The sequence below is a fragment of the Azospirillum agricola genome (assembly GCF_020005195.1).
Taxonomy (GTDB): Bacteria; Pseudomonadota; Alphaproteobacteria; order Azospirillales; family Azospirillaceae; genus Azospirillum; species Azospirillum agricola.
The window spans coordinates 67,361-90,642 of the sequence record NZ_JAIFZR010000005.1 but is presented as its reverse complement, the minus strand read 5'-3'; the positions used below and the strand labels follow the sequence as shown (position 1 = coordinate 90,642).

The following is a 23,282-nucleotide window of genomic DNA, read 5'->3' as shown; positions in this document are numbered from 1 at the left end:
GCCTCGCGGCTCGCCCGTGAGGAGGGCAGGATGGACTCGAACCTCTACGAGCGCGATTTCTACGCCTGGGCGAACGAACAGGCGGCCCTGCTGCGGGCCGGCCGGCTCGACGCGGCGGACATCGCGCACATCGCCGAGGAGATCGAGAGCATGGGCAAGACCGAGAAGCGCGAGCTGGTGAGCCGCCTGACGGTCCTGATGCTCCATCTCCTGAAATGGCGCTTCCAGCCGGACCGGCGCGGCAACAGTTGGCGCCTCAGCGTCGAGGAGCAGCGCTACCGGATCGCCGACCACCTCGACGACAATCCGAGTCTGAAGGCGAAGCTCGATGAAGCCATCGAGAGCGCCTATCGTCTGGCGCTGATCGAGGTGGAACGGGAAACCGGCATGCCCCGCCGCGGCTTGCCGGCACAATGCCCGTGGAGTTTTGACCAGATGGTCGACGACGGCTTCTGGCCCGACGCCTGACGCAGCGGTTTCCTACAGATACGGCCCCATCAGGCGCAGGAAGGGGCGCGCCTCCTGCAACACCAGGATGGTCTGGTGGAACAGATCCTCCGGCGCCGCGTGGTGCTCGAAGCTCGTCTCCGAGAAGAGGATGATCTTCTGGCCGCCCTGGATGACGAACTTCACGGTCTTCAGCCCCTCGACCCCGCGCAGGATCGACAGCAGCGCGCGGCGGCGCTCCGGCGCCTGCGCGGTGTAGGGGACGTGGCCGACGTCGGCCCAGATCTGGCAGACCGACCCGTCGCCCTCGTGGCGCACCGCGACGTTGAAGGGCAGGCCGTCGGCCATGAAATGCAGCTTGCACGGCCTGGGCGGCTTGGCGATGCCGAGCACCCCTTCCGGAGTCATGATGATCGAGCCGGGGGTGATCGGCAGCGCGCCGTCCGGCACCTCGGCCAGGGATTGGATGGTCTGCAAATCGGGGACGGACAAGGGACGGCGCTCGATTCTGGAGAGTGGAGTTGCGGCCAGCATCCTCCGCCGCCGCTAAAATTCTGTAAAGGCTCGGAACGGGCGTCTAGAATGCCTGTTCGTAATCGGCTGAAGAATGAAGAAAGAGGGCGATGTCCGCCATCGATACCGTTGTCGTTCCGATCCACCGCGCCGGCTGGCCCTTCATCGCCGGTTTCGCCGTGGTCTCCCTGGTCCTGGGTCTCGCCGTTTGGGCGCCGCTGGGTTGGATCGGCCTGATCCTCACCCTGTGGTGCGCCTATTTCTTCCGCGACCCCGACCGCGTGACGCCGACCCGGCCCGGTCTGCTGGTCAGCCCGGCCGACGGCCGCGTCACCATGATCGTCCCCGCCGTGCCGCCCCGGGAACTGGGCATGGGCGACAAGCCGCTGACCCGGATCAGCGTCTTCCTCAACGTCTTCAACGTCCATGTGAACCGGGTCCCGGCCGACGGCACCATCGTCGCCGCCGAGTACCACAAGGGCACCTTCGTCAACGCCGCGCTGGACAAGGCGAGCGACGAGAACGAGCGCATGGCCTTCCGCCAGCGCCTGCCCGACGGGCGCGAGATCGCCTATGTCCAGATCGCCGGCCTCGTGGCGCGCCGCATCCTGTGGTGGACCAAGGCCGGGCAGGAGGTGAAGGCGGGTGAGCGCTTCGGCCTGATCCGCTTCGGCAGCCGCACCGACATCTATCTGCCGGACGGCGTGGCTCCGCTGGTCTGCGTCGGCCAGACCGCCATCGGCGGCGAGACCATCCTCGCCGACCTGAACGGCACCGAATCGCAGCGGGTCGGGGACGTGCGGCGATGAAGCGTCCGCCCGTCTTCAAGCAGCCGATCTTCCGGCAGGGCCGCGTCCGCCGCCCGCGCCGTCCGCACCCGCGGTTGAAGGGGTTGTCGATCAACCACCTGCTGCCCAACGTGCTGACCGTGCTGGCGCTGTGCTCCGGCCTGACGGCGATCCGCTTCGCCATGCAGGAGCGCTGGGAGCCGGCGGTGATCGCCATCGTGATCGCCGCCATCCTCGACGCGCTGGACGGGCGGATCGCCCGGCTGCTGAACGGGCAGAGCAAGTTCGGGGCGGAGCTGGACAGCCTGTCCGACGCCATCAGCTTCGGCGTCGCCCCGGCCTTCATGATGTATCTGTGGGGATTGAACGGGGCGGGCAGCCTGGGCTGGATCGCCGCCATGGCCTACGCCGTGTGCTGCGCCCTGCGGCTGGCCCGCTTCAACTCGCGGCTCGGCGTCGTCGACCTGCCGCCCTGGGCCTACAACTACTTCACCGGCGTGCCGGCCCCGGCCGGGGCCGGGCTGGTGCTGCTGCCGATGATCCTCGGCTTCGAGACCGGGGCCGAGGTGACCGGCCATCCGGTGGTGATCGTGCCCTGGACGCTGATGATCGGCGGGCTGATGGTCAGCACGCTGCCGACCTTCTCCTTCAAGGGCACGCGGGTGCCGGCGCAGTGGGTGGTGCCGGCCCTGGCCGGCGTCGGGCTGATCGCCGCGATGATGGTCAGCCAGCCCTGGTGGACGCTGTCGATCATCGGTCTCGTCTATCTCGCCACCCTGCCATTCTCGGTCGCCCAGTTCCGCAAGCTGCAACGCGCCGCCGAACTGATGCAGAGCGGAATGGTCGAGGCGGCGCCGGGCGAGGCGGGGGACGCCCCGGCCGATCCGGCGGCCAGCCCGGCGGCCGACGCCGCGCCGGCACCGGTTTCCGACGGCCCCCCGAAGACGCCGTGACCGGCTATTCCGCCGCGACCAGCAGGTCGCCGACGGACCGGACGGCCATCTCCGTCGGCGCGCGCTCCGCCATGGTGACGCGCGCCACCATCGGGATCTGGCGCAGGCAGTTGCCGATGTGGTCCGACTCGGCCTTCGGCAGGCCGGTCACCTCCATCTCGACGACGAGCGTGTCGCCGGCCAGAAGGCTGCTCAGGGCTTCGGGCACCAGGCCGCGCTTGGCGACCAGTTCCAGGATGCGGGGCAGGGTGCCGGGATCGGCATCGGCGACGACGGAAAAGCCGACGCGGCGCTCGGGCGCGCAGGCGCGTGCCTCGGCGGCGGGCGGCGTGAGCGTGACGGTGGGCGTGACGGTGAACATGGCGGCGGACGAAGCGACGCTGCTGGACATGATGTCTCTCGGATCTCGAAGCGTTTCTGCGGTGTGGACGAGCGTTTCCCCGGCTCTCAAAGGAGAACCGGGCCGCTAATTCGCAGAATGCCGAGAAGCCGGTGCGCGTTCATGGCGGGTAAGCTACGGTGTGGAGCCGGCTCCGTCAACCGGCGAGACGCCGCGCCTTGCGCGGACGGACGTTCTGAACAGGGTGAAGACCGGGAATGACCGAGGACAGCATCACCATCCGCCCGGCCGAGGCCGACGACGCGCTGGATCTGGCGCGGCTGATCGATCTGGCCGGCGGCGGGGTCTATGAGTTCCTGCTCGACGGGCTGGTGCCGGGGCTGACCGCGCGGGAGATGCTGGCGCCCGGTCTGGCCGGCACGGCGGGGTCGCTGTCGCACCGGCAGAGCGGGGTGGCCGAGATCGGCGGCCGGGTCGTCGGGGTGGCGCACGGCTATCCGGCGGACTGGATCAAGACCGAGGATTACAGCGGCCTGCCCCCCGACCGGGTCGCGCATCTCGCCAGCTTCGCCGGAACGCACGACTGGGGCAGCTATTTCCTGTCGGCGCTGGCGGTCGATCCGGAGTTCCGCCGCCGGGGCGTCGCCGGCCGGTTGCTGGGCTGGTTCTACGAACGGGCGCGGACGGGCGGTTTCGACCGCGTCACCCTGCATGTCTGGGCCGACAACGCGGCGGCGCGGCGGCTCTACGCCGGGCAGGGCTTCGCGGAGGCGGGGCGCGCGGCGATTCCCTGGCATCCCCGCCTGCCGCACGAGGGCGGCAGCGTCCTGCTCCGCCGTTCCGTGGACTAGGCTTCCGCTCTGGTCTGGGCCGCCACCCGGTCGATCGCCCGCACCACGAGGTCGGGGTCGGCGTAATGGACCATGTGGCCGGCTCCCGGAACCCGATGCAGGGTGCTGTGAGGGATGGCGGCGTGCAGCCCGCCGCTCTGCTCGTCGGGGCCAACGACGCGGTCCTCGGTGCCGGTCAGGATCGCCACCGGCATCCGCAGCTCGCCGTAGCGGTCCCGCATCGCCCTGGCGGCGGGCACCATCGTCACGCCGTCCTCGGCGCTGGCGCGGATCTGGCCGGGCCGCACCGCCAGCGAGACCGGGAAGCGGTCGCTGAAGCCGTCTGGCACCGGAAGCGGCGCGAACATGCCCTTGACCAGCAGCGGCATGGCCGCCGCGCCGAGGGGCGGCGACAGGGTGTGGCGCAGCACGTCGCCCAGAAGCGGAATGGCCGGCGGGGCCGCCAGGGCGGCGTCGATGCGCGCTGTTGGGAAGTAATAGCCGGCGAGCAGCACGATGCCACCGACCGTCTCGGGATGGTCCAGAGCCATGGCGACGGCGACGGTCGCCCCGAAGGAATGGCCGACGACGACCGGCCGCTCGATCCCCAACGCGTCGAAGGCGTGACGCAGCAGCGTGGCCTGCTCGGCCGGAGTCCACAGGGAGCCGCGCGGCCGTTCGCTGTGGCCGAAGCCCGGCCGGTCGATGGCGATGACCCGATGCCGCCGGCGCAGGCGCTGGAACAGGCCGCTGACGCGGAAATCCTCGGCGGTGGAGACGTTGCCGTGGATGAGCACCACCGGCGGCCCGACGCCGTCCTCCAGGTAATGCAGCCGGACGCCGTCCACCGTGACGAAGCGGCCGTTCGGCGGGTTGCGCCGCTCCGCCGCGCGGGCGGCCAGCGTGTTGGCGACGGCCAGCCCGGCCAGCGCCGCCGCCGTGATGCCCAGCGCCAACCCGACGCGGGATGCGGTGGAGTGCCCGTTCGTCGTTCGGGCGGCCGGTTGGTGACGCGGTTCGATGCTCATACGGTCTCTCCCGGCAGGGCAGGGGCGGCGCACCGGTTTGGTTGCGCCGCAGCATTGCCGGAAGACAACCGTGGGCCGGGGGAAAGCGTTCCCTCCGGCGCGGGGTCTTTTGGGGATGCCTTACCTGACGCCCTTCAACTGGTCGCGGGTCAGCCAGAACACCTCGCCGAAGCTGTTGGCGGTCTCCAGCCAGAAGAAGTCGAGATTGGGGTAATCGGCCTCCAGGATCTCGCGCCCGGTGCCGAACTCGCAGAGCAGCCCGCCTTCCGGCGTCAGGTGCTTGGCCGACTCCTTCAGGATGCGGCGGACGATGTCCAGCCCGTCGTCGCCGCCGGCCAGCGCCAGCGCCGGCTCGTGGCGGAACTCGGCTGGCAGGGCGTCCATCGCCTCGGCGTCCACATAGGGCGGGTTGGTGATGATGACGTCGTACTTGCGGGTCTTCAGCGGTGCGAACAGGTCGCCCTGGTGCAGCGTGATGCGGTCCCCGAAGCCGCTGTCGGCGACGTTGCGCCTGGCCACCTCCAGCGCGTCGGCGGAGAGATCCACCGCGTCGACCTGCGCCTCGGGGAAGATGCGCGCGGCGAGGATGGCGAGGCAGCCCGACCCGGTGCAGAGGTCGAGCACCCGCTCCACCGAGGTCGGATCCTCGACCAGCGTGAAGTCGTCGCCGCCGAACATGTCGGAGAACAGAAGCTCGCCGATGAAGGAGCGCGGGATCAGCACCCGCTCGTCGACGTAGAAGGGGATGCCCTGGATGTAGGCCTTGTTCAGCAGGTAGGGCGCCGGTTTGCGGGTGTCGATGCGGGCGTGCAGGATGTCGGCCACCGTCTTGCGTTCCGCCGCCGTCAGCCGCGCGTCCAGATAGGGGTCGAGCTGGTCGATCGGCAGGTGCAGCGACTCCAGGATCAGGAACACCGCCTCGTCGAAGGCCGTCGTCGTGCCGTGGCCGTAATCGAGGTCGGCCTGGTTGAAGCGGCTGACGCCGTAGCGCAGGAAGTCGCGGATGGTGGACAGCTCGGCGGCGGCGGTCGCTGCCGAATGCAGGGTCGAGGCGACGGCGGTTTGGTCGGGCACGGGGTCTTCTCCGTTGGGGCGGAAGGCGGGGGCTTACAGAAGGTCCAGAACCGAGTCCGGCGGCCGCCCGACACGGGCGCGGTCGCCCTTCACCACGATGGGCCGCTCGATGGCGGACGGGTTGGCGGACAGGGCGGCGACCAGCGCCTCGCCGTCCAGGTCGGCGGCGATGCCGGCTTCCGCCGCTTCCTTGGCGCGGGTGATGTCGCGCGGCCCCTTGCCCAGCTTGGCGAGGATGGCGGTCAGCTCGGCGGGGGAGGGCGGGGTCTTCAGATACTCGACGACGGTCGGCTCGACGCCCTTCTCGCGGAGAAGCTCCAGCGTCTGCCGCGACTTGGTGCAGCGCGGGTTGTGGTAAATGGTCACGTCGCTCATCGGTCTCGCCCTCGTCTTCGGCTGTGCTGCGGCTGTTCGGCGGCTGCCTGCGCGTTGGTTTTCCGAGAGATACACCCGTCCTGTGCGCCGCGCCATTCCGGCATGCGAAAAGCGGGTGCGGCGGCGCAACATCGTTCAGGTGACAAGCCCCGCCGTTGGTATTACCTTGCGCGCTCGCTTTTTCCGTGGCCCGACGCGACGCGATCCGCCGCATCCGGGCCGATGACCGAGACGGATGCCGGCCGTGACCAAGCTTTCGCTTTCCAAGGACAAGATCAACATCCTTCTGCTGGAAGGTGTCCACGACAACGCCATCGACGAACTGGCCCGAGGCGGTTACGCCTCCGTCGAGCGCCTGCCGCGCGCGTTGGACGAGGAAGAGCTGCTGGAGCGGATCGGGCCCGTCCACATCCTCGGCATCCGTTCGCGCACGCACCTGACCGCCAGGGTGCTGGAGGCGGCGACCCGGCTGATCAATGTCGGCTGCTTCTGCATCGGAACCAACCAGGTCGATCTGAAGGCGGCGCGCCGGCTCGGCATCCCGGTCTTCAACGCGCCCTATTCCAACACGCGCTCGGTCGCCGAACTGGTGATCGGCGAGATCATCATGCTGATGCGCGGCATCTTCGAGAAGTCGGCGCTGGTCCATGGCGGCGGCTGGATGAAGTCGGCCAAGGACAGCTACGAGATCCGCGGCAAGACGCTGGGCATCGTCGGCTACGGCCACATCGGCACCCAGGTGTCGATCCTGGCGGAAGCCATGGGCATGCAGGTCCGCTACTACGACACCGTGCGCAAGCTGGCGCTCGGCAACGCGCGCCCCTGCGACTCGCTGGAGGAGCTGCTGTCGGTGTCCGACGTGGTGACGCTGCACGTTCCCGACACCGCGCAGACCCGCAACATGATCGGCGCCACCGAACTGGCGGTCATGAAGAAGGGCAGCCACCTGATCAACGCCGCGCGCGGGCAGGTCGTGGACATCGAGGCGCTGGCCGCCGCGATGCACAACGGCCACATCATCGGCGCCGCCATCGACGTCTTCCCCAAGGAGCCCGGCTCCGACAAGGAGGAGTTCGAGAGCGCGCTGCGCGGCATCAAGACCGCCATCCTCACCCCGCACATCGGCGGCTCGACGATGGAGGCCCAGGCCAACATCGGCACCGAGGTGGCGCAGAAGCTGATCGAGTATTCGGACAACGGCTCGACCGTTGGCGCCGTGAACTTCCCGCAGGTGGCGCTGCCGGTGCAGTTCGGCTGCACCCGCTTCCTGCACGTCCATGAGAACCGTCCGGGCATGCTGCGCAAGGTGAACGAGGTGTTCTCCGGACGCGGCCTGAACATCGCCGCGCAGTTCCTGCAAACCGATCCGGAGCTGGGCTATGTCGTGGTCGATGTCGACGGCGACGTCGACGAGCTGGAGGTCACCAACGACCTGAAGGCCATCGAGGGCACGCTGAAGGCGCGCTTCCTCTTCCCCGGCAAGCGCTGAGCCGGAAAAAGGAGAGGGCGGGGGCCTTGTTTGCGGGCGGGCGCATCGCGACATGGGGCCGCATGATCGTCCGCCGGCTGCCGTTTCTCCCGCTGGGTGCCGTGTCGGGGGTGCTGCTGGCACTCCCGGCCGCCGGACAAGGTTTGGGCGCGCAGGGGCTGAGCTGCCCGGTGTTTCCGCCCGCCTCGGTTTCCTTCGACATCACGCTGGCGCCGCTTCAGCGCAACGACGGGCTGGCGATCGCGCAGCTCACCCGGCTGCCGGGCCGGACCTCGGGTCCGGCGGGATCGGCGCGCGGCCATGTGCTGGGGCTGACCCAGGCGCGCTATGGCGAGCAGTCCCAGGTGTCGGCGCTGTTCCAGCGGCTGCCCGACGGCAGCTACTGCGCCTCGGCGAACGTCCTCACCGTTTCCTTCGGTTTCCAGCAGCGTGTCGTGCATGTCGCCCGCGAGCTGCCGCCCGGCAGCTGCATTCACGGCGAGGTGCTGGCCCATGAGATGCGGCATGTCGCGGTGGACGAGGCGCTGCTGCGCGAATTCGCCCCGGTGATCCGTCAGCGGCTCGACGAGGCGGTCGCCCGTCTGGCGCCGGTCCGCTCGCGCAGCCAGCAGCAGGCGATGGCGTCGGTCCGCCGCCCGCTGGAGGCGGCGATGCGCACGGCGATGCAGGAGTTCGGGCGCGAACGCGACCGCCGGCAGGCGCAGGTCGACACCGTGGAGGAGTACGCGCGCATCCGGCAGGTCTGCAACGGCGAGGTTGCCAAATACCTGCCGCAGCCACAGGTCCGCCGCCGGGCGTGAGCCGCGCCGTGAGTTGACCGATCGGAAGGGGGAAATGGTGGGCCCGGCCGGATTTGAACCGACGACAACACCGTTATGAGCGGCGCGTTCTAACCGCTGAACTACAGGCCCTACCGAGGGCCGCACTGTGCGACAGGAAGCCAGGGCTTTGCAACCCCCGTTCATCAGAATGTCATTGCCAGTCATGAGCGCAGCTTGCCCCGCTGAGCGGGCGTCACTCAGGTCGGCACCTTGAAGGTTGCCGCAAGAAGCGCGCGCCGATGCTCCTCGTATTCCGCCTCGGTGATCAGGTCCTTGTCATGCAGGGCTTTGAGATTCCGCAGGCGGCCCGCCACGTCCGGCTCGGCTTCCGGGACGGAGGGTTCGGCGGCGGCCGCCAGATCGTGGCCACAGAAGCGGCAGACCACGGCGTTGGTCTTGATGGTTTCCGCGCAGAGCGGGCATGGCTTGGTGCCGTCATCGGACCGCTTCTGGACAGGCGCGGCCTCCCGGGCGGACATGATGGCGTTGCCGAGGACATGCCGGATCATCTCGAGCTGTTCGTAACGGCGCCCGTGAAGAATCCTCTGCTGACCGGACGAGGTCGAGACGATGAGGGCGTATTTCCCTCCCCGCCTCAGTTCCCGCATGCCGAGAGCGAAGAGAGCGAGGCCAATCGTCAGGACGACCGTCCCGGCGACCGTATCGCCTTTCACGAAGCCACCGAGGGAGAGCAGGGCCACGCAAGATCCGATGACGATGAGCGCGATCGGACCGGCGCTGATCCGGCCCGAAAGCTTCTCGAGGCGCACGGAATGGACCGCATCGATGGGGTAGGTGGCGCCCGCGATCAGCACGTAGGATGGTGCGATGGTGACGTCGGCATCGATGTAGATCGGGTTTTCCACGAAGCTCTCCCAAGGGTACCGAAGCGGCCTGACCAAACGCCCAATTGTTGCAAACCTCCAGGATCCTGTCGAGTTTGCGGTTTGCGGATCGAAGCATTCCGGAGAGGAAAAGCCGCAGGCCCTGTCGGATTTGCAACCCCCGCAAACGAAAACGGAGGCCTCGCGGCCTCCGTTCTCCTCACAAAATCGCCGGGCGGCTCAGGTGTCGAGGAAGCTGCGCAGCTTGCGCGACCGCGACGGGTGCTTCAGCTTGCGCAACGCCTTCGCCTCGATCTGGCGGATGCGCTCGCGGGTCACGTTGAACTGCTGGCCGACCTCTTCCAGCGTGTGGTCGGTGTTCATGCCGATGCCGAAGCGCATGCGCAGCACGCGCTCCTCGCGCGGGGTCAGCGAGGCCAGCACGCGGGTCGTCGTCTCGCGCAGGTTCGCCTGGATGGCGGCGTCGAGCGGCAGCACCGCGTTCTTGTCCTCGATGAAGTCGCCGAGGTGCGAATCCTCCTCGTCGCCGATCGGCGTCTCGAGGGAGATCGGCTCCTTGGCGATCTTCAGGACCTTGCGGACCTTCTCCAGCGGCATCATCAGACGCTCCGCCAGCTCCTCCGGGGTCGGCTCGCGGCCGATCTCGTGCAGCATCTGGCGGCTGGTGCGGACCAGCTTGTTGATCGTCTCGATCATGTGGACCGGGATGCGGATGGTCCGCGCCTGGTCGGCGATCGAGCGGGTGATCGCCTGGCGGATCCACCAGGTCGCGTAGGTCGAGAACTTGTAGCCGCGCCGGTACTCGAACTTGTCGACCGCCTTCATCAGGCCGATGTTGCCCTCCTGGATCAGGTCCAGGAACTGAAGGCCGCGGTTCGTGTACTTCTTGGCGATGGAGATCACGAGGCGCAGGTTGGCCTCGACCATCTCCTTCTTGGCGCGGCTCGCCTCCTTCTCGCCCTTCTGGACGGTCGAGACGATGCGGCGGAACTCGCTGATCGGCAGGCGGCCTTCCTCGGCGACGCCGGAAATGCCCTCGCGCACCTTGCGGATGTCGGCGTCGTACTTCTCGGCGAACTTGCCCCAGGTCTTGGGGTTCAGGCCGCGGATGCGCTCCTGCCAGTTCGGGTCCAGCTCATGGCCGAAATACTGGTTGAGGAAATCCTCGCGCTTGACGCGGCAGTCGGTCGCCATGCGCAGCAGGCGGCCTTCGAAACCGGTCAGCTTGCGGTTCAGGATGTAGAGCTGCTCGACGAGCTGCTCGATGCGCTGGTTGTTCAGGCGGACGGTGTTCATCAGCTCGACCATCTCGAGCTTCAGCTTCTCGTACTTCTTGTCCGTCTGCTTGGTGATGTCCTCGCCGCGCTGCATGGCGACGATGCGCGACTCGTGCAGCTTGTGCAGCTTGTCGTAGGTCGCCTTGATCGCCTCGAAGGTCTCGATGACCTGCGGCTTCAGCGCGGCTTCCATGGCCGAGAGCGACAGGCTGTTGTCGCCCTCCTCGCCGTCCTCGCCGTCCTCGCCCTCGCCCTCGGGACGCGGCGGCTGCGGCTCGTCGGACTCCTCGCCCTCGGCGGCGGGGGCAGGGGGAGCGGCGCCCTCGGCCGCCTCGGCCAGGGCCTCCGGCGGCATCTCCTCGCCGTCCGGGCCGCCGCCGTAGGTGGCGTCCAGGTCGATGATGTCGCGGAGCAGCATCTTCCCTTCCATGAGGGCGTCGTGCCACTCAAGGATGGCGCGGATGGTCAGCGGCGATTCGCAGATCGCCCCGATCATCATCTCGCGCCCGGCCTCGATGCGCTTGGCGATGGCGATCTCGCCCTCGCGCGACAGCAGCTCCACCGATCCCATCTCGCGCAGGTACATGCGCACGGGGTCGTCGGTGCGGCCGATGTCGTCGTCGTCGAGATTGCCCGACGAACGGCCTTCGCCGTCGCTGTTGGCCTCGGCGTTGTTCTCCGAATCCTGCTCTTCCGATTCGACGATGTTGATGCCCATCTCGGACAGCATCGCCATCGTGTCCTCGATCTGCTCGGACGAGGACGAATCCTGGGGCAGAGCCGCGTTCAGCTCGTCATAGGTGACATACCCGCGCTCCTTGCCGCGCGCGATCATCTTCTTGACGGCAAGACCCATGCCATCCATCAGAGGACCGTCGCCGGACTCCTCACGCGTCTCGGAAACTTCCACGCTGTTCGCAGCTTTCGTGGCCATGCGATCGGTGCCCCCGCATTACCCCATTGAAAAAAGACGAAAGGAGCGCTCGGCCGCGGTCACCCGCACCGTCCGCCCCCCAACCAACCCTGTCCCAACCCCGAACCCGACATCGCGGCCTTGCCCTTTCAACGCGAAGCCAAACCGTACCAACAGTTAGGCATCGTCAAAGTCACTGTCATCCGTCATACCCATTCCGGACTTTATGACCTCCTGTTGAAGAGCCACGACCCGCGCGAAGTTCGCCTCGCTGTTGTCACGGGTCAAAGCCGCCTTCGCCTCCCTAAGATCGTCGAGCATCTGCCGGTGATGCAGATGACGCCACGCGGGCCACCATCCCTTCCGGGCGTCCTCGGTCGAGGCCTCCGGTCGGGCGAAGCCGGCATGGACATACGTCGACTCGCTCAACAAAGCACCGACCATCGTCTCATGGCCGGCGGATGACAAGTGGCGACAAAGGGCAGCGCCGTCAAGTGCCGAGTCGGCGTTGCGGTCGTCCGACAGGCATTCCAGCACCGCCCAGCGCAGTTTTTCGAGGTCCTGGTCACCGAACGGCAACAAGCCGAGCGGTTCGCCCAGCTCACCGAACAGCTCCGGATGATTGATGATGGTCGCCAGCAGGATGCGCTCGCGCACCGAGGCGAGGCGCGACACCCGCCCGCGCCCCTCGCCGGCCGGCTTGGAGGTCAGCCGTCCCGGCGTGCCGGCGACGTGCCGGCGCGGCGGCTCGCCGAAGCGGCGGCCCGGCTGCCAGGGCCCGCGCCCGAAGCCCTGGCCGAAGCGCTCGCGCGGCGGCGGGGCGAAGGCCTCGTCGACGCGGCGGCGCATCTCGGTGCGGTAGAAGGACTGCACGTCGCGGTCGCCGATGGTGCCGACGCGGGCCTCCAGCGCCGCCTTCACCGCCGCCTTCGATTCCGGGCTGTCGGTCGGACGGCCCTCCGTCTCCATGCGCCAGACGGCGTCGGCGAGCGGAATCGCCTGCTCCAGCAGGGCGCCCATCGCCTTGGCCCCTTGCGCGCGGATCAGGCTGTCGGGATCCTCGCCCTCGGGCAGGAAGGCGACGCGGGCCGACTGGCCGGGGGCGAGGTGGGGAAGGATGCGCTCCACCGCCCGCCACGCCGCCCGCCGACCGGCGTTGTCGCCGTCGAAGCAGAGGAAGGGCACCTTCTCGGCGGCCGGGATCAGTTTCCACAGCTCCTGGACCTGGGTCTCGGTCAGCGCGGTGCCGAGCGGGGCGACGGCGCCCTCGAAGCCGGCGCGCACCAGCGCGATGACGTCCATGTAGCCCTCGGCGACGATCACCGGCTTGCCGTCGGCCGCCGCCTGGCGGGCGCGCGACAGGCCGTAGAGCAGCGTGCCCTTCTGGAAGAGGGGGGTTTCGGTGCTGTTGACGTATTTCGGGCCGTCGCCTTCCAGGATGCGCCCGCCGAAGGCGACCACCTGCCCGCGCCGGTCGGTGACCGGGAACATGACGCGGTTGCGGAAGAAGCTGTAGGGCGTGCGCCCGTCCTCCGGCCGCTTCAGCAGGCCGGCGGTGACCATGTCCTCCTCCTCGTAATTCAGCTTGAGGAGGTGCTGGCGCAGCGCGCCGGAATCGCCGGGCGCGAAGCCGAGCCGGAAGCGCGCCATCGAGTCGGTGTCGAGGCCGCGCCGCCGGAAATACTCCAGCCCGGCGCGGCCGGCGGGGCCGTGGAGCTGCTGCTCGAACCAGCGGGCGGCCTGCTCGACCAGATCATGCAGGGTCTTGCGGCGCTCGTAGCGGTGGCGGTCCTCCTCGGTCGGGCGCGGCACGGCCAGCCCGGCCTCGCCGGCCAGATGCTCCACCGCCTCCGGAAAGCCGAGGTTGTCGTGGCGCATGACGAAACCGATGACGTCGCCATGGGCGCCGCAACCGAAGCAATGGAAGAAGCCCTTCTGGTCGTTGACGTAGAAGGAGGGCGACTTTTCGTTGTGGAACGGGCAGGGGGCCTTGAACTCGCGGCCGGCGCGGATCAGCCGCAGCCGCTTGGAGACGACATCCGACAAGGCCAGCCGGCTGCGCAGCTCCTCCAGGAATTGGGGGGGGAAGGCCATGGCTCTGAACGTCACCGGGTCGTGATGGGGGCGAGGCTATAGCAGAAGCCCGCCGGACGCACCAACGGCTCCGGCGGTCGCTTCCTCATCCTACCCCGATTCGCGCACCGATGGGCGCGCGGACCGATGGCGCCGCCGCGTCACTTGCCCGACAGGCTCTGCTTCACCAGGCCGCCGGCCTTCGCGAAGTCCATCTGGCCGGCGTGGCGGGCCTTCAGCTCGGCCATGACGCGGCCCATGTCCTTGATGCTGGAGGCGCCGAGTTCACCGACGATGGCGGAGATGGCGGCGGTCACCTCCTCCTCGCTCATCTGCTTGGGCAGGAAGCCCTCGATGACGGCGATCTCCTCGCGCTCCTTCTCGGCGAGTTCGGGGCGGCCGCCCTGCTCGTACATCGCCGCCGATTCGTTGCGCTGCTTGATCAGGCCCTGGAGCATCGACATGATCTCCGCCTCGTCGATGCCGTCGGTCACGCCGCGCGTGCGGGCCGCGATGTCGCGGTCCTTCAGGGCCGCCAGGATCATGCGGATGGTCGAGACGGCGCGCATCTCCTTGGCGCGCATGGACTCCTTCAGAGCCTCGTTGAACCGCGTGCGCAGCATATCCATGTTCCTCGTTCGTCGGGCCGGCCGGCGCAACCGCCGTCGGCGGAGGCGGACTATTTCGAAAAACGCCGCCGATTTCCACGCCTAAAGGGCTTGAAAGGAATGATTGGGCGCGCGGGCGCGGCCACCGCCATTCCTCCAGATTGGCATCGCGCGTCGGGCCGCAAGGCCGCCCTGCAAAGCTATTGCTGGAAATCTTGCGGCCAATCGTCATATAGGATGTCCGGCCCAACCGATCCGCTCCCTCGATCCCGTCACCGCCCGTTCCGGCGGAGGTGGGGTGCGAGCGGATCCGTGTGCGCGCCCGGTGGGACGTCAGGCCGTCGCCGTTCCGCCGCATCGCCGTTCCGTCGCCGGCCACGGTTTTTGGGAAGGTTCATAGGAATGACTCTCGCCGCCCCCCCCTCCGACGATGCCGTTCACACCGGCGTGCTGGTTCTCGCCGACGGCACGGTGTTCCGCGGCCGAGGCATCGGGGCCGTGGGGGATTCCGTGGGCGAGGTGTGCTTCAACACCTCGATGACCGGCTACCAGGAGATCCTGACCGATCCCAGCTACGCCGGCCAGATCATCACCTTCACCTTCCCCCACATCGGCAACACCGGCGCCAACCTGGAGGACATCGAGACGGTGACCCCGGCGGCGCGCGGCCTGATCCTGCGCGCCGACATCACCGACCCGTCCAACTGGCGCGCCACCCGCCATCTCGACGACTGGCTGAAGGCGCATGACCTGATCGGTCTGGCCGGGGTCGACACCCGCCGCCTGACCCGCCGCATCCGCGACCTGGGCGCGCCCAACGGCGTCGTTGCCCACGCGCCCGACGGCAGGTTCGACCTCGACGCGCTGGTCGCCAAGGCCAAGGGCTGGGCCGGGCTGGAGGGCATGGATCTGGCCAAGGACGTGTCCTGCCGCCAGACCTACGACTGGACCGAGGCCGGCTGGACCATGGGCGCCGGCTACGCCACCCAGGAGGCGCCGAAGTTCCACGTCGTCGCCATCGACTATGGCGCCAAGCGCAACATCCTGCGCTGCCTCGCCGCCGCCGGCTGCAAGGTGACGGTGGTGCCGTCGACCGCGACCGCCGAGGACGTGCTGCGCCACAAGCCGGACGGCGTCTTCCTGTCCAACGGCCCCGGCGACCCGGCGGCGACCGGCGCCTACGCCGTGCCGACCATCAAGGGCCTGCTCGACACCGGCGTGCCGATGTTCGGCATCTGCCTGGGCCACCAGATGCTGTCGCTGGCGCTGGGCGCCAAGACCACCAAGATGCCGCTCGGCCATCGCGGCGCCAACCATCCGGTGAAGGACCTCGCCTCCGGCCGGGTCGAGATCACCAGCCAGAACCACGGCTTCGTCGTCATCCCCGAGTCGCTGCCGGCCGACGCCGAGGTGACCCATGTCAGCCTGTTCGACGGCAGCAACGAGGGCATCCGCCTGAAGGGCAAGCCGGTCTTCTCGGTGCAGTACCACCCGGAAGCCTCGCCCGGCCCGCAGGACAGCCACTATCTGTTCGACCGCTTCGTCGAGCTGATGGCGGAGAAGAAGGCGGCGTAAGGCCGCCGGCCTGACGCGCACGAGAAAAAGGGGGGAGCCGCGTCGCGCGGCTCCCCCCTTTTCATTGGCCGGCTCAGCGGCCGGCGGGCGGCTCGTCCTTGGCGCCGCCGCGCGGCGGCACCCGTTGCACCCCGCCGTAGCAGGTGGTCCCCCCGCGTCCGCCGGGCGAGCCGGCGGGCTGGCCATAGTCGGTGGCGTCGGGGGCCGGCCTGTCCTTGTTCCTCTCGCCGGAGCCCTGATCGGCCCTCTTCTCGGCCTTATTTTCGCTGGATCGTCGGTCCTTCGGGTCGGTGTCGCGGTCGTTCATCGTGACCTCCCATCACGGGCGGACCATATCCTTCGCTGGTCCATTCCCGCTCCAACATTTGGTTGTGCCGACGGGTTCCGAACAGCCATGCCGATTCAACCGTCTCTCTCATCCCGGGCCCTGTGCCCGCTGTGCGGCCGCCCGATGGTGCCGGGCGCCAGCCTCAACGAGCACCATCTGGTTCCGCGCACCTACGGCGGACGCGAGACGGTCACGATGCACCGCATCTGCCACGCCAAGATCCACGCGGTGCTGACCGAGCAGCAGCTGCGCGACCATTACCACGACCTGGACAGCCTGCGCGGCCAGCCCGACCTCGCCGCCTTCGTCCGCTGGGTGCGGCGCAAGCCGCCGGAGTTCGTCGACGGCCACGCCAAGGGGGATCGGCGGCGGAGGCGTTGAAAGCCTCCACCGGCCGCAGGGCGCGTCAGATGATCTCGCGGGCGCGGCCCTTGAACATGGCGGCGGCGAGGCCGAGCGCGTCCGGGGTGCCGCGCGCCAGCGCCTCGACGAAATGCGCCGCCTGCTTGGCCTGGACCTTGGCCGGCATCGGCGGCTCGTTGTTGTCGACGAGGCAGTCGACCACCACCGGGCCGGGGTGGGCCAGCGCCGCGTCGAGGATCGCGCCGCACTCCTTGGGATCGCGGACGGTGAAGCCCGTGCCGCCGCAGGCCTCCGCCACCTTGGCGAAGTCGATGGGCTGGAGGTCGCAGACATATTCGGGGTTGCCGAGCATCACCATCTGCTCCCAGCGGATCTGCCCGAGCGAGCCGTTGTTGTTGATGATCACCTTGACCGGCAGCCTGTACTTCACCGCCGTCGCGAACTCCGCCATCAGCATGGAGAAGCCGCCGTCGCCGACATAGGCGACGACCTGCCGGTCGGGATAGGCGATCTGCGCCGCGATGGCGTAGGGCAGGCCGGGGGCCATCGTCGCCAGATTGCCGGACAGCGTGTGCATCTGCCCGCGCTTGACCGGGATCTGGCGCGCCCACCACGTCGCGATGGTGCCGCTGTCGCAGGCGACGATGGCGGTGTCGGTCAGCCGCTTGCCGAGTTCCCAGGCGGCGACCTGCGGCTTCATCGGCACGTCGGGGCGGCTGCCGCGCTCCTCCATCAGGCGCATCCATTCCGCCTTGCCCTCCTGCGCGCTCTTCAGGAAGGAGCGGTCCTCGTGCCGCCGCACCCGGTCGTGCAGGATATCGAGCGCCAGCGCGCAGTCGCCGACCAGCCCCGCCTCCGCCGGGCAGCGCAGGCCGATGCGCGACGCGTCGAGGTCGATCTGGATGGTGCGGGCCTGTCCGGGCTTCGGGTAATACTCGATGTAGGGAAAGGTCGATCCGGCGATCAGCAGCGTGTCGCAGCTCTCCAGCGCCGTCTGCGACGGCTCGGTGCCGAGCAGCCCGATCTGGCCGGTGGTGAAGGGGCTGTCGTCGGGCACCGCCGCCTTGCCGAGCAGGGCCTTGACGATGACGGCGCCCAGCCTGTCGGCGAGCCGTTCGAGCTGGTCGGTGGCGCGCAGCGCGCCCTGGCCGGCCATGATGACGATGCGCTGGCCGGCGTCGAGAATCTCGACCGCGCGGCGCATCTCGCTCTCGGCCGGCACCGGGAGTTCCGGGGCGAACAGGGCGTTGGTGTGGCCCTTGACGTTGCGCGGCGCCCGCGTGTCGTCCTTGGCCGCCTGCTCCTGGAGGTCGACCGGCATGGTGACGTGGGCGACGCCGCGGTGGGCCAGCGCCGTGCGGCAGGCGAGAGTCGCGATGTTGGCGACGTGGGCGGCGCCCATGATGCGCTGGTTGAACAGCGCGACGTCCTGGAAGACCTTGTCGAGCTCGACGTCCTGCTGGGTGCTGGTGCCGATCAGGTCGTGGTATTGCAGCCCGGTGATCGCCAGCACCGGCTGGTGGTCGAGCTTGGCGTCGTAGAGGCCGTTCAGCAGATGCAGGCCGCCGGGACCGGAGGTGGCGATGCAGACGCCGAGCCGTCCGGTGAACTTGGCGTAGCCGCAGGCGGCGAAGGCGGCGGCCTCCTCGTGGCGGACCTGGATGAAGCGGATCTCGTCCTTGCGGCGGCGCAGCGCCTCGATGATGCCGTTGATGCCGTCGCCGGGAATGCCGAAGACGGTGTCGACCCCCCAATCCACCAGGACGTCCACCAGGATGTCGGATGCCGTGCGAGCCATGGGCGCTGTCTCCGTGCCGCGTGAGGGGAGGCGGGGGAAAGGGCGGGGGGCCTGTGTCCGTCCGCCGCCCACCGCTCCCGCGCCTTGCCAACAGGAGGTGCGCGGGCCGGTTCCGGGCGGACGGCCGTCTTGTGGTCGGGTGATTGCCGCTTTATGGGTGGACGAAGCATTCGCCCGCCTCCCGCCGGTGCGATCCTGTCCGCCCCCCGGCCGAAAGGTCAGCCGCCCGTGAAGATCCACATCATCAACCCTGCCGTCGATCTGCCCAGCTACCACGGCGCCGAGGTCTACGCCGCCTGGGGGCTGGAGGGCCGGACGGCGGTGGCCGATCTGGCGACCGCCACCCTGGCCGCCTTCGTGCCGGAGGGGTGGGACATCCGGATCACCGACGAGGCGATCGCGCCGCTCGATTCCGCCGGTGATGGGTACGACGTCGTGGCGATCACCGGGAAGGTGACGCAGCGCGCCCGCATGTTCGAACTGGCGGCGCTCCACCGGGCGCGCGGGGCGCTGGTGATGATCGGCGGGTCCTACGCCTCGCTCAGCCCGGACGATGTCCGGCCGCACGCCGACGTGCTGGTCACGGGCGAGATCGAGGACATCGCCGCCGGGCTGTTCGCCGACCTCGCCGCCGGCACCTGGAGGGACCGCTACGAGGGCGGGCGGCCCGACCTGCGGTCGTCGCCGGTGCCGCGCTGGGACCTCTACCCGAACCGGGGGGCCAATCTCGGGACGCTCCAGACCTCGCGCGGCTGCCCGTTCCAGTGCGACTTCTGCGACGTCATCCAGTATCTCGGCCGCCGCCAGCGCCACAAGGATCCCGAGCAGGTGATCGCCGAGCTGGAGGTCCTGTACCGTCACGGCTACCGGCGCGTCCTGCTGGCCGACGACAACTTCACCGTTCACCGCCGCCACGCGCACGCCGTGCTGGCGGCCCTGCGCGCCTGGAACGCGGCGCACGCCGACGACCCCATGCAGTTCATGACCCAGGTGTCGGTCGACCTCGCCCGCGACCCGGAGCTGATGGAGGCGTGCAAGGCGGCGGGGCTCGACACGGTCTTCATCGGCATCGAGACGGTGAACGAGGACAGCCTGCGCGAGTCGGGAAAGCGGCAGAACCTGTACCAGGGGGCGGCCGACGCGCTGGCCGCCATCCTGTCGCACGGGATCGCCGTCTACGCCGGCATCATCGTCGGCTTCGACGCCGACCGGCCGGACATCTTCGCGCGGCTGGCCGGCTTCCTCCAGGACTCGCCGGTGCCGATGCTGTCGGTCGGGGCGCTGGTGGCGCCCAACGGCACGCCGCTGCACGACCGGCTGAAGGCCGAGGGCCGGCTGGTCGGCGCCGACTGGCAGAGCGCCAGCAGCCCCTTCGCCACCAACATCCAGCCCGCCGGCATGAGCCAGCCGGAACTGCTCGACGGCGTGTCGCGGCTGTGCGCCGATCTCTACGCCCCGGCGGCCTTCGAGCGGCGGGTCATGAACTTCCTGGCCGCCTATGGCGCCCCGGAGGCCCGGCCGGCGGACACGCCGCAAATGGTTCCCCTGCCGCCGACCGAGCGCGCGCTGATCAAGCGTCTGTCCGGGCTGGGCGAGGCGGAGAAGCGGATGATCCTGCGGGTGCTGGGCGCGGCCATGGCGCGGCCCGACGCGCAGCGGGCGGTCGTCGAGTTCCTCAGCCGCTACGCCCAGGTCCGCCACATGCTGGGCGCGGTGCCCGCCGGCGTCGCGGCCTCGCGGCGGGCGGCGGGCGTCTGAGAAGGGCTGTCAGGCGGCGCGGCGGGCGGCGGTGCGGCGCTTCATGGCCCTATCGGCCGCGTCGGCGCGCTCCAGGGCGCGGGCGATCAGGTCGTCGAACAACGAGCCCATCGGGCGCTCCAGCGGGTCCGGCCGGGCGAACTGCGGGCCTTCCATCAGCAGCGAGCCTTCCTCGCCGGGGCCGACGACGCGCCAGCCGCGGCTCTTCATCTCGGCGACGCGCGTCCTGGAAATCAGCGCGCGGGTGTGGTCGGGAGCGAACGCGTCCATACTCTGGTCCCCCATGACAGGTGAGCACGGCAGACGGCCATGACAGGCTGGCGATGGGAAAAGCCTACCGCCCGAAACCGAACGAAACAAGAACGAAAAGGAGAAATCCGACTCTTTTGCCCGGAGATCCCTTGCCCTTGGCGGCGCTTGTGGAAAGATCAGGAGGACAGCCAGCGAATGCAAGCCGACGATGTGAACAAAAAGAGGACAATCATGAGCGGCGTCCGCACCGAAACCGACAGCTTCGGTCCCATCGAGGTTCCCGCCGACCGTTACTGGGGCGCCCAGACCCAGCGTTCGCTCCAGAATTTCCGCATCGGCGGCGAGCGCATGCCGGCCCCGCTGGTCCGCGCGCTCGGCATCCAGAAGCGCGCCTCGGCGGTGGCCAACATGCGGCTGGGGGCTCTCGACCCGACGCTCGGCGACGCCATCGCCGCCGCCGCCGACGAGGTGATCGACGGCACGCTGGCCGACCATTTCCCGCTGGTCGTCTGGCAGACCGGCTCGGGCACCCAGACCAACATGAACGCCAACGAGGTCATCGCCAACCGCGCCATCGAGCGGCTGGGCGGCGTGCTGGGCTCCAAGGCGCCGGTCCACCCCAACGACCATGTCAACATGGGGCAGTCGTCGAACGACAGCTTCCCGACGGCGATGCACATCGCCGCCGCCGAGCAGATCGCCCACGCCCTGGTTCCGGCGCTGGAAAAGCTGCGCGCGGCGCTGGCCGCCAAGGCCGACGCGTTCCGCGACATCGTCAAGATCGGCCGCACCCACCTCCAGGACGCGACGCCGCTGACGCTGGGGCAGGAGTTCTCCGGCTACGCCGCGCAGGTCGCCTACGGGATCGAGCGGGTGCGCTCGGCCCTGCCGCAGCTCTACCGGCTGGCCCAGGGCGGCACGGCGGTCGGCACCGGGCTGAACGCCCGGATCGGTTTCGCGGAAGCCTTCGCCGAGGAGGTCGCGACGGCCACCGGGCTGCCCTTCGTCACGGCGGAGAACAAGTTCGAGGCGCTGGCGACCCACGATTCGCTGGTGGACGCGCACGGCCACCTGAACACGGTGGCGGTGTCGCTGATGAAGATCGCCAACGACCTGCGGATGCTGGGGTCGGGGCCGCGCTCCGGCATCGGCGAGATCTCCCTGCCGGAGAACGAGCCCGGCTCCTCCATCATGCCCGGCAAGGTCAACCCGACCCAGTCGGAGGCGATGACCATGGTCTGCGCCCAGGTGATGGGCAACCAGACCACCGTCACCGTCGCCGGGGCGACCGGCCATTTCGAGCTGAACGTCTTCAAGCCGGTGATCGCCTACAACGTGCTGCAATCGATCCGGCTGCTGGGCGACGCGGCGGTCAGCCTGACCGACAACTGCGTCGTCGGCATCGAGGCCAACCGCGAGCGCATCGGCACGCTGGTCGGCAACAGCCTGATGCTGGTGACGGCGCTCAACCCGCACATCGGCTACGACAACGCTGCTAGGATCGCCAAGAAGGCCCACAAGGAGGGCACCAGCCTGAAGGAGGCCGGGCTGGCGCTGGGGCTGCTGACGGAGGAGCAGTTCGACGCCTGGGTCCGTCCCGAAAGCATGGTTGGACCGGGCTGACGACGGGGGTAGGGTAAGGGGATAGGGCGGGGGCGGAGAGCCGTCCCCGCCTCACGGCCCCCCACTTCCCGACCGTCCCGCCGGAGACGCGCCGCCATGAAGAAGCGTTCGGTGCTGATCGCCGGCCATCCCACCAGCGTCTCGCTGGAGGAGGAGTTCTGGGAGGCCCTGAAGCGGGTCGCCCAGGCGCGCGACCTGTCGGTCAACGCGCTGATCGAGGAGATCGACCGGACGCGCTCCGGCAACCTGTCGAGCGCCATCCGCGTCCACATCCTGAACAGCCTGCTGGCGCGGGAGGCCGACGCCCTGGAGAGCCGCTCCCTGGAGAGCCACCCCCTGGACAGCCGTCCGGATGGGGCGTAAACGAGCGGCCTGCCCACAACACTCCCACCGCCGCGGGTGCCGCCCCTTGCCGTACGATTTCGCGTGGCTCGATCTGGTCGCGTTCGTCTGGTTCATCGCCGGCTGGACCGGATTCACCATCATCCAGGACCATCTGATGTCCGGGCGCCGGATGGTCAACCAGCATCTGAAGGTCATCCGCCGCCATTGGATGGAGCGGATGCTGGAGCGCGACAACCGCATCATGGATTCGCAGCTGCTCGGCCACACGATGCACAGCTGCACCTTCTTCGCCTCGACCAACATGCTGGTGCTGGCCGGCCTCGTCGGGTCCTTCGGCGCCATCGAGCACGCGCATGATCTGGTGCTGAGCCTGTCCTTCACGGTGAAGACGTCGCGCCAGCTCTTCGAGATCAAGATGGTGACGCTTGTGGCGATCTTCACCTTCGGCTTCTTCAAGTTCACCTGGGCCCTGCGCCAGTACAACTACTGCTGCGCGCTGATCGGCGCGGCACCGCTGCCGCCGTTGCCGCCGGAGGATCTCCGCCCGACCGCCGACACCATCGCCCAGGCGCTGACGCTGGCCATCGCCGCGCTCAACGGCGGCATGCGCGCCTATTATTTCGCGCTGGCGGTGCTGGCCTGGATCGTCGGCCCGATCCTGTTCATGCTGGCGACCACCGCCGTCATTGTCGTTCTCACCCGGCGCCAAGCCTTCTCGCCGACCGAGAAGGTGATCCGCGTGCAGATGGCCCGGTTGGAAAGAAGCCAATCAACCAAACCTCAATAATACATCAAAAGCCACACGATATACGGGGCGTGCGACCAAATATCCTCTACTCGACCGGGTGTCGGGATGCTTCAGTGTT

Annotated in this window: 24 protein-coding genes and 1 tRNA gene; 12 read left to right on the top strand and 13 right to left on the bottom strand. The window is 69.0% G+C overall.

Going from position 1 to position 23,282, the window contains the following annotated elements; all coding sequences use genetic code 11:
* Positions 1 to 30: 30 nt before the first annotated feature.
* A complete protein-coding gene (locus JN22_RS15230; protein ID WP_085554785.1) occupies positions 31 to 468 on the top strand; it encodes a DUF29 domain-containing protein in 438 nt (145 codons plus the stop codon).
* Positions 469 to 480: 12 nt separating this feature from the next.
* On the opposite strand, the gene JN22_RS15225 is transcribed toward JN22_RS15230, so the two are convergent.
* Positions 481 to 939 carry a hypothetical protein gene (locus JN22_RS15225; protein WP_085554784.1) on the bottom strand — a complete coding sequence of 153 codons (459 nt, stop codon included), beginning with the start codon at positions 937 to 939 and terminating at the stop codon, positions 481 to 483.
* Between the two features lie 131 nt (positions 940 to 1,070).
* On the opposite strand from JN22_RS15225, the gene JN22_RS15220 reads away from it, so the two are divergent.
* Positions 1,071 to 1,769 (top strand): phosphatidylserine decarboxylase, encoded by a 699-nt coding sequence (locus tag JN22_RS15220; protein WP_085554783.1) that lies wholly within the window; start codon positions 1,071 to 1,073, stop codon positions 1,767 to 1,769.
* Entirely contained in the window at positions 1,766 to 2,701 is a 936-nt protein-coding gene (locus JN22_RS15215) for a CDP-alcohol phosphatidyltransferase family protein (protein ID WP_085554782.1), read from the top strand. The genes JN22_RS15220 and JN22_RS15215 overlap by 4 nt, the downstream gene beginning before the upstream one ends.
* A gap of 4 nt (positions 2,702 to 2,705) precedes the next feature.
* Here the strand turns inward: JN22_RS15215 and JN22_RS15210 are convergent, their stop codons facing one another.
* On the bottom strand, positions 2,706 to 3,092 hold the full coding sequence (locus tag JN22_RS15210) for a hypothetical protein (protein WP_223677743.1): 387 nt from the start codon (positions 3,090 to 3,092) through the stop codon (positions 2,706 to 2,708).
* A gap of 206 nt (positions 3,093 to 3,298) precedes the next feature.
* Here JN22_RS15210 and JN22_RS15205 point away from each other — a divergent pair, with 206 nt between their 5' ends.
* Positions 3,299 to 3,892, top strand: a complete 594-nt coding sequence (locus JN22_RS15205; RefSeq protein ID WP_085554781.1) for a GNAT family N-acetyltransferase — start codon at positions 3,299 to 3,301, stop codon at positions 3,890 to 3,892.
* Here the strand turns inward: JN22_RS15205 and JN22_RS15200 are convergent.
* The 3 genes from JN22_RS15200 to arsC form a co-directional block, all read right to left on the bottom strand.
* The gene (locus JN22_RS15200) at positions 3,889 to 4,899 is read right to left on the bottom strand and encodes an alpha/beta fold hydrolase (RefSeq protein WP_085554780.1); all 1,011 of its coding nucleotides are present in this window, start codon (positions 4,897 to 4,899) and stop codon (positions 3,889 to 3,891) included. The genes JN22_RS15205 and JN22_RS15200 overlap by 4 nt on opposite strands.
* A 120-nt stretch (positions 4,900 to 5,019) precedes the next feature.
* Positions 5,020 to 5,973, bottom strand: coding sequence for a 50S ribosomal protein L3 N(5)-glutamine methyltransferase (prmB, locus tag JN22_RS15195; RefSeq protein ID WP_211099668.1), 954 nt, complete (start codon positions 5,971 to 5,973; stop codon positions 5,020 to 5,022).
* Between the two features lie 33 nt (positions 5,974 to 6,006).
* Positions 6,007 to 6,348, bottom strand: coding sequence for an arsenate reductase (glutaredoxin) (gene arsC / locus JN22_RS15190; RefSeq protein ID WP_085554779.1), 342 nt, complete (start codon positions 6,346 to 6,348; stop codon positions 6,007 to 6,009).
* Between the two features lie 244 nt (positions 6,349 to 6,592).
* Between arsC and serA the strand changes: the two genes are divergently transcribed.
* Positions 6,593 to 7,837, top strand: coding sequence for a phosphoglycerate dehydrogenase (serA, locus tag JN22_RS15185; RefSeq protein WP_085557177.1), 1,245 nt, complete (start codon positions 6,593 to 6,595; stop codon positions 7,835 to 7,837).
* 62 nt (positions 7,838 to 7,899) lie between these two features.
* Positions 7,900 to 8,637: a hypothetical protein gene (locus tag JN22_RS15180; protein ID WP_085557176.1), complete on the top strand. Its 738-nt coding sequence runs from the start codon at positions 7,900 to 7,902 to the stop codon at positions 8,635 to 8,637.
* A 35-nt stretch (positions 8,638 to 8,672) separates the two neighbouring features.
* Here the strand turns inward: JN22_RS15180 and JN22_RS15175 are convergent.
* The 5 genes from JN22_RS15175 to JN22_RS15155 all read right to left on the bottom strand — a co-directional run bounded on the left by JN22_RS15175 (position 8,673) and on the right by JN22_RS15155 (position 14,389).
* Positions 8,673 to 8,748 (bottom strand) — tRNA-Ile (locus JN22_RS15175).
* A gap of 107 nt (positions 8,749 to 8,855) precedes the next feature.
* Positions 8,856 to 9,524 carry a DUF6232 family protein gene (locus tag JN22_RS15170; protein ID WP_085554778.1) on the bottom strand — a complete coding sequence of 223 codons (669 nt, stop codon included), beginning with the start codon at positions 9,522 to 9,524 and terminating at the stop codon, positions 8,856 to 8,858.
* A gap of 198 nt (positions 9,525 to 9,722) precedes the next feature.
* Positions 9,723 to 11,714 carry an RNA polymerase sigma factor RpoD gene (rpoD, locus tag JN22_RS15165; protein WP_085554777.1) on the bottom strand — a complete coding sequence of 664 codons (1,992 nt, stop codon included), beginning with the start codon at positions 11,712 to 11,714 and terminating at the stop codon, positions 9,723 to 9,725.
* A gap of 156 nt (positions 11,715 to 11,870) precedes the next feature.
* Positions 11,871 to 13,787: a DNA primase gene (gene dnaG, locus JN22_RS15160; RefSeq protein ID WP_085554776.1), complete on the bottom strand. Its 1,917-nt coding sequence runs from the start codon at positions 13,785 to 13,787 to the stop codon at positions 11,871 to 11,873.
* 140 nt (positions 13,788 to 13,927) lie between these two features.
* Positions 13,928 to 14,389, bottom strand: a complete 462-nt coding sequence (locus JN22_RS15155) for a GatB/YqeY domain-containing protein (RefSeq protein ID WP_085554775.1) — start codon at positions 14,387 to 14,389, stop codon at positions 13,928 to 13,930.
* Between the two features lie 387 nt (positions 14,390 to 14,776).
* Between JN22_RS15155 and carA the strand changes: the two genes are divergently transcribed.
* Positions 14,777 to 15,949: a glutamine-hydrolyzing carbamoyl-phosphate synthase small subunit gene (carA, locus tag JN22_RS15150; RefSeq protein ID WP_085554774.1), complete on the top strand. Its 1,173-nt coding sequence runs from the start codon at positions 14,777 to 14,779 to the stop codon at positions 15,947 to 15,949.
* Positions 15,950 to 16,022: 73 nt separating this feature from the next.
* Here the strand turns inward: carA and JN22_RS15145 are convergent, their stop codons facing one another.
* Positions 16,023 to 16,256 (bottom strand): hypothetical protein, encoded by a 234-nt coding sequence (locus JN22_RS15145; RefSeq protein ID WP_085554773.1) that lies wholly within the window; start codon positions 16,254 to 16,256, stop codon positions 16,023 to 16,025.
* Positions 16,257 to 16,343: 87 nt separating this feature from the next.
* Here JN22_RS15145 and JN22_RS15140 point away from each other — a divergent pair, with 87 nt between their 5' ends.
* Positions 16,344 to 16,658, top strand: coding sequence for an HNH endonuclease family protein (locus JN22_RS15140; RefSeq protein ID WP_085554772.1), 315 nt, complete (start codon positions 16,344 to 16,346; stop codon positions 16,656 to 16,658).
* 25 nt (positions 16,659 to 16,683) lie between these two features.
* Here JN22_RS15140 and JN22_RS15135 read toward each other — a convergent pair whose 3' ends face one another.
* Positions 16,684 to 18,438, bottom strand: a complete 1,755-nt coding sequence (locus tag JN22_RS15135) for a thiamine pyrophosphate-dependent enzyme (protein WP_085554771.1) — start codon at positions 18,436 to 18,438, stop codon at positions 16,684 to 16,686.
* Between the two features lie 228 nt (positions 18,439 to 18,666).
* On the opposite strand from JN22_RS15135, the gene JN22_RS15130 reads away from it, so the two are divergent.
* Positions 18,667 to 20,196 (top strand): radical SAM protein, encoded by a 1,530-nt coding sequence (locus JN22_RS15130; RefSeq protein ID WP_179166167.1) that lies wholly within the window; start codon positions 18,667 to 18,669, stop codon positions 20,194 to 20,196.
* A 9-nt stretch (positions 20,197 to 20,205) separates the two neighbouring features.
* On the opposite strand, the gene JN22_RS15125 is transcribed toward JN22_RS15130, so the two are convergent.
* Entirely contained in the window at positions 20,206 to 20,466 is a 261-nt protein-coding gene (locus tag JN22_RS15125) for a hypothetical protein (protein WP_085554769.1), read from the bottom strand.
* A 213-nt stretch (positions 20,467 to 20,679) separates the two neighbouring features.
* Between JN22_RS15125 and fumC the strand changes: the two genes are divergently transcribed.
* From fumC to JN22_RS15110, 3 genes are all read left to right on the top strand, one after another.
* Complete coding sequence (gene fumC / locus JN22_RS15120; protein ID WP_085554768.1) at positions 20,680 to 22,071, top strand: class II fumarate hydratase; 1,392 nt, start codon at positions 20,680 to 20,682, stop codon at positions 22,069 to 22,071.
* A 96-nt stretch (positions 22,072 to 22,167) separates the two neighbouring features.
* On the top strand, positions 22,168 to 22,434 hold the full coding sequence (locus tag JN22_RS15115) for a ribbon-helix-helix domain-containing protein (protein WP_085554767.1): 267 nt from the start codon (positions 22,168 to 22,170) through the stop codon (positions 22,432 to 22,434).
* A 46-nt stretch (positions 22,435 to 22,480) separates the two neighbouring features.
* The gene (locus JN22_RS15110; RefSeq protein WP_223677742.1) at positions 22,481 to 23,203 is read left to right on the top strand and encodes a DUF599 domain-containing protein; all 723 of its coding nucleotides are present in this window, start codon (positions 22,481 to 22,483) and stop codon (positions 23,201 to 23,203) included.
* Positions 23,204 to 23,282: the final 79 nt, after the last annotated feature.

Bases quoted from the DNA above. Each gene is read 5' to 3' on its own strand.
- JN22_RS15230 (WP_085554785.1), top strand. From the start codon at position 31: ATGGACTCGAACCTCTACGAGCGCGATTTCTACGCCTGGGCGAACGAA.
- JN22_RS15220 (WP_085554783.1), top strand. From the start codon at position 1,071: ATGTCCGCCATCGATACCGTTGTCGTTCCGATCCACCGCGCCGGCTGG.
- JN22_RS15215 (WP_085554782.1), top strand. From the start codon at position 1,766: ATGAAGCGTCCGCCCGTCTTCAAGCAGCCGATCTTCCGGCAGGGCCGC.
- JN22_RS15210 (WP_223677743.1), bottom strand. From the start codon at position 3,092: ATGTCCAGCAGCGTCGCTTCGTCCGCCGCCATGTTCACCGTCACGCCC.
- JN22_RS15205 (WP_085554781.1), top strand. From the start codon at position 3,299: ATGACCGAGGACAGCATCACCATCCGCCCGGCCGAGGCCGACGACGCG.
- JN22_RS15200 (WP_085554780.1), bottom strand. From the start codon at position 4,899: ATGAGCATCGAACCGCGTCACCAACCGGCCGCCCGAACGACGAACGGG.
- arsC (WP_085554779.1), bottom strand. From the start codon at position 6,348: ATGAGCGACGTGACCATTTACCACAACCCGCGCTGCACCAAGTCGCGG.
- JN22_RS15180 (WP_085557176.1), top strand. From the start codon at position 7,900: ATGATCGTCCGCCGGCTGCCGTTTCTCCCGCTGGGTGCCGTGTCGGGG.
- rpoD (WP_085554777.1), bottom strand. From the start codon at position 11,714: ATGGCCACGAAAGCTGCGAACAGCGTGGAAGTTTCCGAGACGCGTGAG.
- dnaG (WP_085554776.1), bottom strand. From the start codon at position 13,787: ATGGCCTTCCCCCCCCAATTCCTGGAGGAGCTGCGCAGCCGGCTGGCC.
- JN22_RS15155 (WP_085554775.1), bottom strand. From the start codon at position 14,389: ATGCTGCGCACGCGGTTCAACGAGGCTCTGAAGGAGTCCATGCGCGCC.
- carA (WP_085554774.1), top strand. From the start codon at position 14,777: ATGACTCTCGCCGCCCCCCCCTCCGACGATGCCGTTCACACCGGCGTG.
- JN22_RS15145 (WP_085554773.1), bottom strand. From the start codon at position 16,256: ATGAACGACCGCGACACCGACCCGAAGGACCGACGATCCAGCGAAAAT.
- JN22_RS15140 (WP_085554772.1), top strand. From the start codon at position 16,344: ATGCCGATTCAACCGTCTCTCTCATCCCGGGCCCTGTGCCCGCTGTGC.
- JN22_RS15135 (WP_085554771.1), bottom strand. From the start codon at position 18,438: ATGGCTCGCACGGCATCCGACATCCTGGTGGACGTCCTGGTGGATTGG.
- JN22_RS15125 (WP_085554769.1), bottom strand. From the start codon at position 20,466: ATGGACGCGTTCGCTCCCGACCACACCCGCGCGCTGATTTCCAGGACG.
- fumC (WP_085554768.1), top strand. From the start codon at position 20,680: ATGAGCGGCGTCCGCACCGAAACCGACAGCTTCGGTCCCATCGAGGTT.
- JN22_RS15115 (WP_085554767.1), top strand. From the start codon at position 22,168: ATGAAGAAGCGTTCGGTGCTGATCGCCGGCCATCCCACCAGCGTCTCG.